Origin of the sequence: Janthinobacterium sp. J1-1 (assembly GCF_030944405.1) — a bacterium.
Lineage (GTDB): Bacteria > Pseudomonadota > Gammaproteobacteria > Burkholderiales > Burkholderiaceae_D > Janthinobacterium.
The window spans coordinates 3,931,942-3,946,284 of the sequence record NZ_CP132339.1 but is presented as its reverse complement, the minus strand read 5'-3'; the positions used below and the strand labels follow the sequence as shown (position 1 = coordinate 3,946,284).

13 protein-coding genes are annotated in these 14,343 nt (G+C 65.7%); 5 read left to right on the top strand and 8 right to left on the bottom strand.

The window, feature by feature from the left end:
- Positions 1–11 precede the first annotated feature (11 nt).
- Positions 12–494, bottom strand: coding sequence for an MSMEG_0572/Sll0783 family nitrogen starvation response protein (locus Q8L25_RS18055; RefSeq protein ID WP_308920679.1), 483 nt, complete (start codon positions 492–494; stop codon positions 12–14).
- Positions 495–939: 445 nt separating this feature from the next.
- Between Q8L25_RS18055 and Q8L25_RS18050 the strand changes: the two genes are divergently transcribed.
- The 3 genes from Q8L25_RS18050 (at position 940) to Q8L25_RS18040 (ending at position 5,311) form a co-directional block, all read left to right on the top strand.
- Complete coding sequence (locus tag Q8L25_RS18050) at positions 940–2,334, top strand: PLP-dependent aminotransferase family protein (RefSeq protein WP_308920678.1); 1,395 nt, start codon at positions 940–942, stop codon at positions 2,332–2,334.
- A gap of 269 nt (positions 2,335–2,603) precedes the next feature.
- A complete protein-coding gene (locus tag Q8L25_RS18045; RefSeq protein WP_308920677.1) occupies positions 2,604–4,730 on the top strand; it encodes a protein kinase in 2,127 nt (708 codons plus the stop codon).
- Positions 4,727–5,311: a hypothetical protein gene (locus tag Q8L25_RS18040; protein ID WP_308920676.1), complete on the top strand. Its 585-nt coding sequence runs from the start codon at positions 4,727–4,729 to the stop codon at positions 5,309–5,311. The genes Q8L25_RS18045 and Q8L25_RS18040 overlap by 4 nt, the downstream gene beginning before the upstream one ends.
- Positions 5,312–5,328: 17 nt before the next feature.
- Here Q8L25_RS18040 and Q8L25_RS18035 read toward each other — a convergent pair whose 3' ends face one another.
- Complete coding sequence (locus Q8L25_RS18035; protein ID WP_308920675.1) at positions 5,329–6,852, bottom strand: sigma 54-interacting transcriptional regulator; 1,524 nt, start codon at positions 6,850–6,852, stop codon at positions 5,329–5,331.
- 174 nt (positions 6,853–7,026) lie between these two features.
- Between Q8L25_RS18035 and Q8L25_RS18030 the strand changes: the two genes are divergently transcribed.
- On the top strand, positions 7,027–7,512 hold the full coding sequence (locus Q8L25_RS18030; protein ID WP_308920674.1) for a hypothetical protein: 486 nt from the start codon (positions 7,027–7,029) through the stop codon (positions 7,510–7,512).
- Here Q8L25_RS18030 and Q8L25_RS18025 read toward each other — a convergent pair.
- Positions 7,509–8,207, bottom strand: a complete 699-nt coding sequence (locus Q8L25_RS18025) for a hypothetical protein (RefSeq protein WP_308920673.1) — start codon at positions 8,205–8,207, stop codon at positions 7,509–7,511. The two genes, Q8L25_RS18030 and Q8L25_RS18025, sit on opposite strands and share 4 nt — an antisense overlap.
- A gap of 135 nt (positions 8,208–8,342) precedes the next feature.
- On the bottom strand, positions 8,343–9,026 hold the full coding sequence (locus Q8L25_RS18020; RefSeq protein ID WP_308920672.1) for a hypothetical protein: 684 nt from the start codon (positions 9,024–9,026) through the stop codon (positions 8,343–8,345).
- Between the two features lie 212 nt (positions 9,027–9,238).
- Between Q8L25_RS18020 and Q8L25_RS18015 the strand changes: the two genes are divergently transcribed.
- Positions 9,239–9,841 carry a hypothetical protein gene (locus Q8L25_RS18015; RefSeq protein WP_308920671.1) on the top strand — a complete coding sequence of 201 codons (603 nt, stop codon included), beginning with the start codon at positions 9,239–9,241 and terminating at the stop codon, positions 9,839–9,841.
- 4 nt (positions 9,842–9,845) lie between these two features.
- Here the strand turns inward: Q8L25_RS18015 and Q8L25_RS18010 are convergent, their stop codons facing one another.
- The 4 genes from Q8L25_RS18010 to Q8L25_RS17995 are packed head-to-tail and all read right to left on the bottom strand — an operon-like array spanning position 9,846 to position 14,336.
- Positions 9,846–10,382: a cytochrome b gene (locus Q8L25_RS18010; protein WP_308920670.1), complete on the bottom strand. Its 537-nt coding sequence runs from the start codon at positions 10,380–10,382 to the stop codon at positions 9,846–9,848.
- Complete coding sequence (locus Q8L25_RS18005) at positions 10,379–11,506, bottom strand: catalase family peroxidase (protein ID WP_308920669.1); 1,128 nt, start codon at positions 11,504–11,506, stop codon at positions 10,379–10,381. Before Q8L25_RS18005 ends, Q8L25_RS18010 begins: the two co-directional genes overlap by 4 nt.
- Positions 11,507–11,538: 32 nt before the next feature.
- On the bottom strand, positions 11,539–12,936 hold the full coding sequence (locus Q8L25_RS18000) for an ATP-binding protein (protein ID WP_308920668.1): 1,398 nt from the start codon (positions 12,934–12,936) through the stop codon (positions 11,539–11,541).
- Positions 12,933–14,336, bottom strand: coding sequence for a sigma-54 dependent transcriptional regulator (locus Q8L25_RS17995; protein WP_308920667.1), 1,404 nt, complete (start codon positions 14,334–14,336; stop codon positions 12,933–12,935). The genes Q8L25_RS18000 and Q8L25_RS17995 overlap by 4 nt, the downstream gene beginning before the upstream one ends.
- Between the last annotated feature and the right edge of the window lie 7 nt (positions 14,337–14,343).

The following is a 14,343-nucleotide window of genomic DNA, read 5'->3' as shown; positions in this document are numbered from 1 at the left end:
GCCCGCTCCGCTTACACGGTCCAGGTGTCGATGATGACCGCGTTGGCGCGCAGGTGCAGCAGCTTGATGTCCAGCACGTCCTGCGGCGCGATGGCGCGGATGCCCTCGATCAGCGACGGCTCGCCATGGCCGTACAGCGCCTGCAGCGCGAAACGGCAGGCATATACCTTGCCGCCCTCGGCCATGAATTTCACCAGCTGGTTGTTGTGGTTCATATGGCCCGGGAACGCTTCATCGCCCAGGGTGGGAAAGCCGCGCTGCAGGCCCAGCGTGACGCCGGGACCGTACAACAGCACCGACGTTTCGTAGCCCTTGCGCAGCAGGCGCGTGGCCTGCAGCAGGTTGACGAAGCCGATCGATCCTTCGAAGGCCACGGTGTGAAAGGTGACCAGCGCCTTCTCTCCGGGCAGGGCTTTCACGTCTTCGAAGACCTTCTCTTCGTAGTCAACAAAATAGTCGCCCTTGGCGTGTGGCTTGTGGTCGATGGCTGGCATGGTGATCTCTCTCAGGTTGATTGAAGGGGGCGCTGGCGCGGCACCAAAGGCGTCGCGTTGCCCCGGGATTGCATGCATGCGCCATGCCATGGCGGGGCGGCTGACCCGCTGTTTGACTGGATCGAAATCCAGTCAATCGGCGGTTTTTGAAGCCACGCCACAGGGCCGTTCCGGACCCGCTGCGGCGCCCTCTTTCACGCCAAAACACCGGCTCCATTCAAACCATGCAGTCAATCGCCAACGCCCGATTTTCCCCTATGCGATCAGGGCGTATCAAAAGCGGGCGTGCCGCGCGCCGGCCGCCTCACGCTGGTGCGCGGCGCTGCACGGCGAACGGGCGCGCAGCCGCGTTTGCCCGTGCTGGCGCCCGTATGTGGAGAGGCCGGACCCGGCATGAAATCTGCATACAATCGTCTACCCCACCTGGATATTGACTGGATCGATCGTGCCGAAAAACGCCGCCGCCTGGCTGCCCAAGCTGAAAAAGGGCCAAGGCCCCGTCTACCTGCTGATCGCCGACGCCATCGGCGCCGACATCGCCATCGGCCGCCTGGTGGCGGAACAGCGCCTGCCGGCCCAGCGCGCCCTGGCCGAGGCGCTGGGCATCGACTTCACCACCGTGGCGCGCGCCTACGCCGAGGCGCACAAGCGCGGGCTGGTCGACTCCACCGTCGGCCGCGGCACGTTTGTCTGCGGCAAGCGCGCGCTGGCGATCCCGCGTGCGGTGGCGGCGCGGCCGCAGGTCGACCTGTCGATGAACATGCCGCCGGAGCCATTCACGCCGGAGCTGCTGGCGCTGATGCGCGCCAGCCTGGCCGACATCGGCGCCGACATGCCCGGCCTGCTGCGCTACCAGGATTTTGGCGGCTCGGCGGCGGACCGCGAGGCCGGCGCGCTGTGGCTGCGGCGGCGCGGCCTGGCGATCGCGCCGGAACGCCTGCTGGTGGTGCCGGGCGCGCAGGCGGCGCTGCTGGCGATACTGAGCACCATCGCACCGCCTGGTTCCGTGGTGTGCTGCGAGGCGCTCACCTACCCGGGCCTGCGCGCGCTGGCCGGCCTGATGAACCTGCGGCTGGTGGGCCTGCCGATGGACGGCGAAGGCATCGACGCGCTGGCGTTTGCGGCGGCGTGCGCGCAGTATGCCCCGCGCGCGCTGTATTGCAACCCCACCCTGCTCAATCCGACCACGGCCACCATGTCGGCCCAGCGGCGCCAGGCGCTGGTGCAGGTGGCCCGCAATTATGGCGTGCCCATCATCGAGGACGACGCCTATGGCTTCCTGCCGCGCAGCGGGCCGCCGCCGCTGGCCGCCAGCGGCCCTGACATCACCTATCATGTGGCGGGCCTGGCCAAGTGCGTGGGCGCCGGCCTGCGCCTGGCGTATGTGGCCGCGCCGGACGACGTGAGCGCGGCGCGGGTGGCCGCCGCCCTGCGCGCCACCGCCGTGATGGCCGCGCCATTCACGGCGGCGCTGGCCACGCGCTGGATCAGGGACGGCATCGCCGACCTCGCGCTCAACGCGATCCGCAAGGAATCGATGGCCCGGCAACGGCTGGCGGCGCGCATCCTGCCCCCAGGCAGCTACCTGGCCCACCCCGAGGGTTTTCATCTGTGGATCAACTTGCCGCCGCAGTGGGACCGCCTGGCGCTGACCGCGCATCTGCGGGCCACCGGCATCGGCGTGGTGCCGAGCGACGCCTTCGCCGTGGACGGCACGGCGCCGCAGGCGATCCGGGTATGCATCGGCGGCATCGCCAGCCAGCAAGAGATCGGCCAGGCGCTGCAGCGCATCGCCGACGCGCTGAAGCACCCGCCCTTGGCGCAGCCGGCGGTGCTGTAGCCGGGCCGGACGCACGTTCATCCGGCTAATGCACGCCGGGCGCCTTGAGCACGTGGCGCAGAGCGGAAACACGCCGGCGGCCAGTGGTGACAGCGGTAAAGTTTGACCAGGAAAATGTTATTTTAAAAAAACATTGTTAGCTATACCTGGATCAAGGATGATATTCTTCAGGCAATGTGTCTTTTGCGATAGACAGCCTCTCACGGAGCAGTACCATGGCCCATACTCTGGCGTCCACAACAAATGTAGCCCGCGTTGGACACTATGAATTGCGGCAATGTCTGGGCGAAGGCGGCTATGGCCAGGTATATGAAGCGTGGGATCAACTATTGCATCGCAGCGTAGCCCTGAAGTGTCTTGCCATTGCCGGAGGCGAAGCGACACGCGCGCAATTGATCCAGGAAGCGCGCCTGGCCGCGTCGCTGCAGCATCTCGCCTTTGTCAAGATCTTCGGTTTCGAGGATGACGGCCGTTCCCAGTACATCGTCATGGAGCTGGTGCGCGGCGCGACACTGCGCGATCACATCGCCGAGTGTGCGAACGACATGCCGCGCGCGCTCGATATCATCGATCAGGTTGCCGCCGCCATGGTGGAAGCGCACGCATCAAGCCTGGTGCATGGCGACTTAAAACCCAGCAATATCATGCTCGAACCCGGCGGCACCGTGCGCATCCTCGATTTCGGCCTGGCGCGCCATATCGATCCGCTCGCCACGCAGTCGGGCACGCCGGAGGATGCCCAGGGCACCATCGCCTACATGGCGCCGGAGCGCCTGGTCGGGCGTCCATCGAGCGCCGCCACCGATATCTATTCGCTGGGGGTGGTGCTGTATCAACTGGCGACAGGCGAACGTCCGTTTGCCGGCCTGCACGGCCTGGCGCTGGCCAGCGCGCACATGCATTCCAGCGCGCAGCAATGGCAGTTTCCGAGCGATATCAAGCCTGATATGCTGCAGCTGATACTGGCGATGTGCGCGCGCGACACGTCCTTGCGCTTGCAAAGCATGAGCGCCGTACGCGACCGGATTGCCCTGCTGCACTGCACCGCTCCCGCGCGCGACATGGATCCCGCGCCAGCGTCGCCCTCGAAGCCGCGCTGGTGGCAAGCAAGGCGCCTGCCGCGGCGGGCCGTGTTGCTGAGCGGTGCCATATTATTGCTGGCCATGGCTGCCTCGACGCTGGTGCTGCCAGGACCATCATGGCAGGCACCGGTCGCCTGGCGATCCGACTCCGCGCTGATGCAGTCCGGCATGGAAGCCTTGCGCCACACCGACCGCGACGGCGCGATTGAACAAGCGCTGCAGCAATTTGGCGCCATTCTCGAGCGCCACCCCAACCATGCCGGAGCGGCCGCGGGACAGTCACTGGCGTACAGCATGCGCTATGTTGGCGACGGGCGCGACGAGACGTGGCTGACGCGCGCGGCAGCAGGTGCCGCGCTGGCGCTCCAGGAGAACGACCAGCTGGCGCTGGCCCATGCGGCGCAGTCCTGGGTGGCCGCGCTGCAAGGCCGCGGCGCCGATGCGCTGTCCGCCGCCGACCGCGCGCTGGCGCTCGATCCAGACGACCTGTCCGCCCTGCACGCCAAGATCAATGTACTGCTGCGCATGCAGCGCCACGATGCCGCCCGCGAGCTGATCGCCCGCGCCCGGGCGCGCTGGCCGCAGGAACGCACCTTCGCCGACCTCGACGGCACGCTGCACTTCCAGCAAGGTGACTATGCCGCGGCGGAACAGGCATTTCGCCACAGCCTGCAACTGGAACCCGATGCCGTACTCGGCTACGCCAACCTGAGCGCCGCCCTGTCTCGCCTGGGACGGGGCAACGAGGCACTGAGCGTGTTGCAGCAAGGCCTGCGCATGCAGCCCAGCGGCGCCTTGTACACCAACCTGGGCGCGGCGCTGTTCGCGCGTGGCGATTTTCTTGGTGCCAGTACCGCTTTCGAACATGCCGTATCGTCCATCAAGGGCGGTCCGAATGACTACCTGAAATGGGCCAACCTGGCCGACGCGCTGCGCTGGCTGCCAGGGCGCGAACAGGCCGCGCACGATGCCTACCGGCGCGCCATGCAGTTGCTGCAGCCGATGCTGGCGCGCGCGCCTGACGATCCCACCTTTCTCACGCGCATGGGGCTATATGCCTCCCATCTGGGCAATGTGCCCGATGCGCTGAAATGGACCGAGCGCGGCGCCGCGATGGCGCCGGCCAGCCCCGACGTGCGCTTTCGCGCAGCGCTCGCCAATGAACTCAGCGGCCAACGTGGCGCCGCCATCGCCCACCTGGCACGCGCCATTGCCTTGGGGTACCCGCTCTCTGCCATCGAGAGCGAACCCGAGCTGGTCGCGCTGCGGCGCGACTCCCGTTATCAAACCCTCGCCATGGAAAATAAACGATGACTCACCCCATCTCGCTCACGCCGCCTGCCCAGGTCCTGCTGCAGCTGTCTTTCGACGCGGACCAGCACGGTAACACGCTGAATCACTATTTCACGCCTGTTTCTTCCACCACGCCCCAGCCGACGCCAGTCGACGGCGCGCATGCCGCCAGCCTGTATTTCGCACCGGGCGAGCAATTACTCATGCGCATTACCGCCAGCGGCGCGAGCACCGGCGCCAACGCTTTCCAATCGTTCCAGGTCATCGACTGCGTGATCGTCACCCGGCCCCAGGTGATACAGCGCGGCCAGGGCCTCGATACCCTGTACGCCCCGCCCTCGCCTTTCCTGCAGGCGGTCGGCTCCTGTTATCCGATGGCGCTCGATTTCTACGCCACCGTCAATCCACTCACGCCAGGCGGCGAACGCGTCGTCAACCAGATATGGAAAGGCTCGCTCGATGTCGGCGTCAGCCCTGGCATCTGGGATTTTTCGCTGGTACTGACGGTGCGTATTACGCGCGGCGTGGGCGCCGTCAGCGACGTGCGGGTCTTCTGGTTCGATCCGGAAATGGAAGTGGGCAGCACCGGCACGCTCAAGTAAAGCACGCGCGGCGCCGCTCAGGCGATCAGGCCCTCGCTGCGCAAGCGGCGGCGCAGGGCCTCGCAGGGCGTCCTGAGCGATGCGGCGCAGTGCGCGACATCCCCCTGATGCGCGACCAGCGCCGCGCGCAACTGCTCCAGCGGAATCACGCCCGCCTCGCGTATCTGCGGGTGGGCCGCCAGCAATTTGTACATCGAGGGGCGCGACACACCCAGCGCCAGCGACGCGGCCTGGATCTGCCAGCCGTTGGCATCCATCGCGTCGAGTACCGCGGCATGCTCCACACTGGCCAGTTCGGCCCGACGCGGCGGTACTGCGGGATCCTGCGCGTGCGCCACCAATGGCACCAGCGACGACAGCGCAGGGACGATACCGGACTGCAAGGCAAGCAGCGCGCGCCGGACCACATTGCGCAACTGGCGCACATTGCCCGGCCAATCATGACAGCACAGGTCGCGCACCAGCGCCACAGGCAGGCTCACTTGTGCACCGACAGCGGCATTCCATTCCTGCATCACGCGCACGACCAGCAAGCCGATGTCTTCCCGCCGCGTGCGCAACGCGGGCAATTCGATCACGAAACTCTCCAGGCGCCGCAACAGCGGCTGGTTGAAATTCGTACTGGCCAGGTCCTGGTCTGTGGCGGCCAGCAGGCGCGCCCGCGATTGCAGCGATCGCGCGGCGCCCAGTGGACGATACTCGCCACCGTCCAGCACCCGCAACAGCATCGGCTGCACCGCCACCGGCGCATTGCCGATTTCATCGAGAAACAGGGTGCCGCCGGCCGCCTCGGCAAAAAATCCGTCACGCAGCCGTTCGGCGCCCGTGTAAGCCCCCTTGGCCGCGCCAAACAGATCGGCCGCGGCCAGTGTCTCATTGAGCGCCGCCATGTTGACGGCCACCAGCGGCCCGTCGCGATGCAGGCTGGCAGCGTGGATGGCACGCGCGGCGAGCTCCTTGCCGGTACCGGTTTCGCCCAGCAGCAGCACTGGCAGTTCGGTGGCGGCAACCTGGCGGATGGACTCGCGCACCCGGCGCATGCGGCTGCTCACGCCGATCAATTCGCCCTGCTGCTCCAGTTTCGGCAAACCCTCGGCCCAGTGCACGCACAGCAGCACGGCGCCACCCAGCTCCAGCACCAGTGCCTTGTCGAGGCGCGCGGCACTGACTGCCAGCGGCGCCGCCAGTGGCGCGCCGTCGAGCGTGACGAGCATGCGGCTGGCAGGCGGGCGCAGGGTCAGCCCCCCGGCTGCATCGCCCTGCAGCAGCAGCGGCTCACGCGCAATGCAGCGCTCGCCCAGCGGGCGCGGTTCCTTGCCCGGCAGGCAAAATGCCGGCGCGTAGCGGTCCAGCGCCAGTTCGGACACGCCATGGCCAGCGATGAATTGCTCGCCTACCCTGGCCAGGTCGGGATGCCACAGTATGGTCAGCGCCAGCAGGCGCTGGGCGCCATGTTGCGGCATCGACAGTACCGACGTCAGGGTTTGCTCGTTATCCGGCGACGCCATCGGTGCTTCCTCGCAAGTAGTGGGTGTCAGCATGATGCCGGGTTGCCAGTGGCGTGTAAAGGCGCAGCTGTTGACGTGTCAATATCAGCCTTATTGACGGACAACTTGGGCATTTCCCGGTAGAACGACGGGGCGGCAAGCGCAACGGTGACTGGCATGGTTTTTGATAAGTAATCAATATTACTTTCCATAACAGAGGTCATCGAGATGGACACCCACCGTATTGCGCCTTTCTTCAGCCGCCTGCTGCCGGCCGCCGGCAACCGTCTGGCGCTGCTGCAATTCAACGTCAGCCTCGACGAGGAACATATTTTTCTGCGTGTGGCGCTTGAGCGTGGCGAACATATCGACCTCGGTGAACGCGTGCATCACTACTGCCTTGTCACGCTTGCGCGTCAACGGCTGCAAGATGCGCACCGCGGTGGCGATCCCAGTGGCCAGGGGTGGATTGCAGTCGATGCGCTGGCGAAAATGCTGGGGCTCGACACCGCGCACCTGAACATCCATATTTACCGTGCGCGCCGCCATCTGGCCAGCGCGCTGCCGCCGTCGAGCGACAGCGAGGCGGTATTCGAGCGCCGGCGCGGCGAAGTGCGTATGGGCCCGCTGCCGTTTCGGATTGTGCGCGGCTCATATCTTGAGGGCGAGTTCACGCCGCCGGCGGCCATGCCGGCCGATGGCATGCAAGGTTAGCCGTCCTGACCGGCCCGGTACACGATCTTCACGGACGACGGCGCGCTGGCAAGTGCTGCGTTCGGTGGCGAACCTGGCACCAGCCGCAGGATATTGGATGCGTCAAGCGTCACGGTCATGGCAAATACCCCGGCGGGAAAACGCACGCATATCGGCTTGATCGACGGCACCACCTGGCCGACCGGCCGATTGCGCTGAAAGTCGCCACCAAAAGCCAGCCAATAGGACAGCGACGTGTCGGCCACCGGCGAAAAGCCATGGCTCACATTGGGTTGGGCGGGGAACGCAAACGTCCCTGCCCCGCTCATGCCTATCCCCAGCAGGACGTTATTGACGCTAGGGATAGTGTAGTCGCCCAGTAGCGACAGCTTGCCCGGCACGGGCGGCACCGTCCCCGATACAAACGAGTAACCGTACTGATCCAGGGCAAGCACGACAGAGGTCCCGGCGTTGACATCGGCGGTCTTGATCTGCTGCGTCGCGGGCGCGGTGGCATTGAACCACGCGCAGTCGTACTCCACATGCCATTTGAAATCGATCTGCACGCCGGGGTTGGCACCGCATATCATCCAGGCCAGCGCACTGGGGCTGCCGTCGCCGCAAATGATATTGCCGGCATCCTGGTAGACGCAGGCCTTGCCCCCACCCATGCTGTTGTTGACAAAAAAAAGGTCGTATTGCTGAACGCTGCCCATGGTTTGTCTTTCCTTATCCGTGTACCACCGGGGTACACGGTGCCGTGCTTGCTGGGCAATGGCGCCCCGTCAAGGACGCGGCTGTGGCTTATCAAGCCACAACCCGCTTGAAGACGCCCCTTCGCCGGCGGCAGCTTAAGCAGGAACCCACTGATTGGACGAATTCAGCGCGTAGGTCAGGCTGTAGACATTCGGCGGGAAAATGACCTGCGTATTCTGGTTGACCGTGGTGATATCCATCACGGTACCGACTTGCACATTGCTGCCGGCGGCGATCCAGTAGGTCGGCGTTGGCGTGAACGTATGGGTCAGGTTGGGCCCGGCATTGGTCACGAAGGTACCCGCGCCGCTCATGCTGACGCCGACCGAAAACTCGTTGGACGGTACATTCGCGGCGTCGCTGATGATCAGGGAGCCCTGCGGCTGGCCAGGTTTCGGTGAGCTCAGGTTCGGGCCTGTATTCGGCGAACTGGAAAAGGTCGTGGAATTGGCGCTCTGTGGATCGGCCGACACGTTGCCGCCTGCATTGAATGTCACGCCAGGCTGGATCACGCCCGAATCGCCCCAGACGAAACCGTACTGGATATCCCACATGAAGGTGATCTGGTTGCCCGGCGCGATATTGTAAGGGCTGCAAAACCACGCCAGCGAGAAGACATTTGCCGACTGCTGGTTCGGCAGTTGCTGGTACACATAGAATTTGAAGGGCGCGGCCGACTGGTTCACCAGTTTGATCGAGTACGGCGTACCGGTGCCCAGGGCTGCGGCGTCGCTGGAGGTAAGTTGCTTGCTTTCATTAACATAGCTGACGATGGTCATGGTAAAACTCCGTGAAAACATGAGGTTATGGGCCAGGCCCGCAGTGCACATGCACAGCGGCATTTACTTTCCGAAGGAGCCAGTCACCGCACCGCTTGCTCTCGCTCGCGTCGGTTGTGTTTGCTCGCCCCGTAACCACAGCATGTGCTTTCCGGTGTGCCATATCAATTACACGGCATTACAAAGCACTACAGTCCGGTTATGATAAAGAAATGAAAAAACTCCTCCTCCTGATTTGCCTGCCGCTGCTGCTGGCCGCCTGCGGTGCTTTTTCCAGCGCCTTGACCGACGAAGACGTGGCCCGCTATATCAAGGCCTACGATAATTTTGCCGTGGCGTCACCGGAACTGGAAAAGCTCAAGAGCGACGACAAGGCGATATCGCTGCTGACGTGCGGGCCTTGCCTGGCGCGCCTGGAAAAGGCGGTGCAGGATGCCGGCTACAAGGACATGAAGGCCTTTGTCGCCTTTGATATCCGCATGCATATCACGATGCGGGCGTGGGCTTACGTGGCGATTGCCAAACTGGCCGGAGAATCGGGACAGGCGGTGGCGGCGGAAGACTTCTGCAAGCTCAAGGAAAATATCGCGAAGTCAAAAGATGCCGAGGAGATGCGGCTGCAATGCACGCGGCTGAAATCCTATACCAGCTACCTTGACCGGGCCGGGGCGTTCGCGGTGAAGCTGGCGGAAAAATTGCTCAAGGACGGCGATATCGAGGTGGTGGCCAAGCATATCGACGCGATCAGCGCCGCCCTCTCGAACGAGAAGCTGCCGGCGGAATGGCGCCACGGTGGTGGCGGCTTCGACGACTGAACATTTATTCTTGCTCGCCCCTGGCCATCTGGCCGAATACCTCGTCGCGGCGCACCCAGGCGTGAAACAGCGCCGCGCCAAGGTGGGCCATTATGGTGGCGAACAGCACATACGCCAGCACGCCATGCAGGGGGCGCAGCATGCCGTACACCTCGGGGCTGTGCGGCAGGATCGCCGGCAGGTGGACGCCGCCGAACAGCGGGATCGGATAGCCACCGGCCGACAGCATGGCCCAGCCGATCAGCGGCATCGCCAGCATCAGGCCATACAACAGCCAGTGCGACGCGTGCGCGGCGAATTTCTGGATCGCCGGCAGGTCGCCCGGCAGCGCCGGCGTTGGCCGGCTCAGGCGGTTGACCAGGCGCACGATGGCCAGCAGCAGGATCGCAATGCCGAGCGGACGATGCAGGTCCAGCAGCTGGGCGCGGTACTGCAGCGAGACGACCATGCCGGCGCCGACAAACAGCATGGCGAGAATGGCCAGCGCCATGGCCCAGTGCAGCACGCGGGCGAGCAGATTGAAGTGGCGTGGACGATTCATTTGGCGCTCCCGTTCTGGACTGCAGGATAGGCGGACTTGCCGGCACTGATTTCGCGCTCGCGGCGGTTGAACGACACCGAGTACGCGGCCGAGCGGGCCTGCAGGATGGGATCGTCGCTGCCGGCGATGCCCACCGGCAGTATCAATGGGTCGAAATTGAGGTCGCGGCATGGGCCGGTTGACTGCGGCTCGGCATGCGCCAACGTCAATGTGCCGATGGTGGCCTCCTTGCGCGACTCGGGCCAGGCCTTCGAAGGATCGTTGACCGGGTCCTCTGGTTCGGCGATTTGCACCACCATGTCCCATACCAGCGGGCCGGTGGCCAGGCGCTGGTCCAGGTCGGCAATCAGGAAATTCGCATCGGCCGCCTTCAGCTGCTCGGGTGTCATCGCCACGAATGGCGTGCGCGGGCGCATCGACCAGCGCACCATGCGCTCAATGCCTTTTGCGTCCGTCAGGCGAAACGCGTTGACGCCGTTGAAACGGGTGCTGCCCAGGCTGTCGGACCGGGGCGCGGTTTTCGCCCAGGCCTGGAACGCGGCGATCTCGGGATGCGCGGCCAGCACAGCTTTCATCTTGTCCGGGTCGGGCTTGCCGGTCGCCGGATCGGGCTTGCCGGCCTCGTTCATCGCCTGAAAGCCTTGCGGCGTGGCGGCGGCAAAGAAGGGAAAACTGTTCATGGCGATGCGCCATTCCTGGCCGTCGTCGGTCTTCAGCTGCACCGCCATGCCGCGCACCGGCGACGCACCGTCCGGTGCATACGGGTTGTTGGAGGACGCGGAAAAGCGGCCGATCACGGCAATCGACGGCTGCGAGAACGCGCGCGCTGTCGACAGGCCCGCCGCTTCCGGCGTCGGCGCGAAGGTGCCGGCAAAGCAGACGCCCTTGCTGTGCGCACGCCGGAATCCCGGCGCCTGGGTACCCGACGCCTGGGCGAAGTCCATCATTTTTTGCGGCGTCAGCTGGTGGTTGCCGAACCAGCCGCCGACCCACGCGAACAGCGCGGCGAGGGCCAGCAGGATCAGGGCGATCGGTAACAGCAGCAGCAGGGAGCCGCGGCGTGAAGTCGGGTTGGGCATGTCGGTCTGGCTTTCGTGGGTTCGATGGCTGGTGACAGCGATCATAGCGCGTCCGGCAGAACCGTGCGATTTGACAGTCAAACCCTGCCGGCGTCCTGCGCTCCGGCAAGCCGCTCGCCTTGCGCCGGCGACCGGGGAGCAGGCCCGCCCTGCAGCCAGATATCGAAACTGGTCGCGTCCTGGCCGGTGGCGGCCAGCCGATACGCAAAGCCGTGGCGCGTCAGCACCTCGCGCACGAACAACAGGCCGATGCCCTGGCCGCCTTTCTTGGTGGTGAAAAACGGCATGAACAACTGCCGCGCCGGCAAATCGCCCGGCAGGTTGCCGGAGTCGATGATCGACAGGCGCACCCCATGGGCCTCGGCCGCCAGCTCGAACCAGATGGAAGCGGCCGCCGGGCCGGCCTGCTCGACCGCCTCCATCGCGTTCTTGACCACGTTCAGCAGCGCCTGCTCCATCAGATGGCGGTCCAGTGCGATGGCTGGCACCGCATCGCAACGCCGCCAGCCGATCGTGATGCCGCGGCTGCGGCAAGGTTCGCGGTACAGGTACAGAATGTCGTCCATGATCTCGCGCACCGCGACCGGCCTGGGCTCCGGTGCCGGCATCTTGACCACGCGCGTGAAGCGTTCGATGAACTCGCCCAGGCTGGTATTGCGGCGCTTGACGGCGGCAATCGCCGTGCCGAAGTCGTCGCCGTCGCGCTCGGTGAGCTGGCCACGGTAATACAGCAGCGAATCGAGCACCGAGCCGGTGGCCGCCACGGTGTTGTTGACCTCATGCGCCAGCACGCGGATCAGCTTGTCGTACGTGGCTTTCTCGGAACTTTCCAGTTCCTGGGTCAGTTCCTCGACCAGCAAAAAGTGCCGCGCGAAACCACGGTCGTAAAACCGGCCGCGCTGGCTGCGGTAGCGGCGCCCGTCGGCGTCGCTCAGCAACTGGCTGTCGCCGAGCGGCAGCGCGTCGAGCTGTGCCAGCAATGCCTGCCTGCCCTGCCGCGCGCCAGCCGTCAGCGCCCGCCCCTTCGCTTCCGGCCCCAGTCCCAGCAACGCCTGGGCGCTGGCGTTCAGCAGGCTGATACGGCCGTCGAAGTCGAACACCACCACCGCGCCGGGGGTCGCTTCGAGCAGGCGGTCGAGAAAACCCTGCTGTTCGCCGATCTGCAAGCGCTCCTGGTATAGCGCGCCCAGCATGGTGTTGAACAGCTGCACCAGTTCATTGAGCTCGCCATCGCCGCTGGCCTGCAGCCGCGCCGCGTAATGCTGGTCTTGCAGCAGGTCGTGGAAGTGGCGCGTGTAGCCGAGCGGTTCGAGCGCGCGGCCGACCAGGCGCACGCCCAGTGCCAGGCTGAGCAGCAACAGCGCCTCCACTGCCAGCATCGGCAGCGGCGTGGCGCGCAACAGGAACACGCTCAGCGCCACGAACAGCAGGTGCGCCGCGAACAGATAGGTGTACAAGCGCCAGCGCAAGCTCATGCGGCGTCGCCGTCGGTGCCGCCGAGGCCATGGCGTTCCAGGCGCCGGTACAGCGCCGTGCGGCTCAAGCCCAGCGACTTGGCCACGCGCGTGATATTGCCCTGGTGCTGGTCGAGCGCGTGACCGATCATGTGGCGCTCGACCTGTTCCAGCGTCATGCCATCGACGCCCAGGCGCCTGCCGGACGCGCCGCCATGCTCATGCTGCTCGGCGTCGACAAAATCGGCCTGGCGCAGTTCGCTGCGTCCGACCAGCAACAGCGTGCGTTCCAGCGTTTGCTTGAGCTGGCGGATATTGCCGGGCCATGGCTGCGCGCTCAGCCAGTCGAGCGCGGCTGGCGCGATGGTGGCCGTGCCGAGTCCGTAGCCACGCGCCACCTCGGCGATGATATGGCGTGCCAGCAAGGGGATGTCGCTGCGCCGCTCGCGCAGCGGCGGCAGCCGTATGGTGATCAGGTTCAGGCGATAAAACAGGTCTTCGCGGAAGTCGCCGCCGGCCACCAGTTCGGCCAGCTCGCGGTTGGTGGCCGACACCACGCGGATATCGGCCTGCTCGGTGCGGCTGGCGCCGACCGCCTGGTAGGTCTGGTCCTGCAGCACGCGCAGCAGCTTGACCTGGTCGGCGCGGTGCAATTCGCCGATCTCGTCGAGGAACAAGGTGCCGCCGTGCGCGCTGGCGACATGGCCCTTGCGGTCGGTTTTGGCGTCGGTGAAGGCGCCGCGCACGTGGCCGAACATTTCGCTCTCGAACAGCGACGGCGTGATGGCCCCCATGTTGATCTTGACGATGGGCTGGCCGGCGCGCGGGCTGTTGCGGTGGATGGCGTCGGCGATCAGCTCCTTGCCGCTGCCGCTTTCGCCCAGGATCAGCACCGGCGCCCTGGTGGCGGCCACCTGGGCGATGGTGGCCAGCACTTTGAGCAGGCGCGGATGTTCGCCGACGATGGCGCTGAAATCGCACTGCGCGTCGAGCGCCTGGCGCGACGGGTTGGCCAGGGGCGCCGGCCCGCTGGTCTCCAGCGTGGCGCGGATCAGTTCGGCGAGCTGGGTATTGTCCCACGGCTTGGTGAAGAAATTGGCGGCGCCGGCCTGCACGCCGCGCACCGCCAGCGCGATCGAACCCCAGGCCGTCATCAGCAGCACCGGCAAATCAGGCCGGCACTGCTTGATGGCGGCCAGCAGCGCCAGCCCCTCCTCGCCGCTGGTATGCAGCGAAAAATTCATATCCTGCAACACCAGGTCCGGCGCCTGCCGCGCCACCAGCGCCAGCGCCTGGGCCGGCTCGTCGCAGCACACGGCATCGTAGCCGGACTGCTTGAGCAGCAGCGCCAGCGAGACCTGCACCGCCGTGTCGTCGTCGACGACGAGGATGCGCGGACGCTCCTTACGCGATAGTTCCATCGATTCA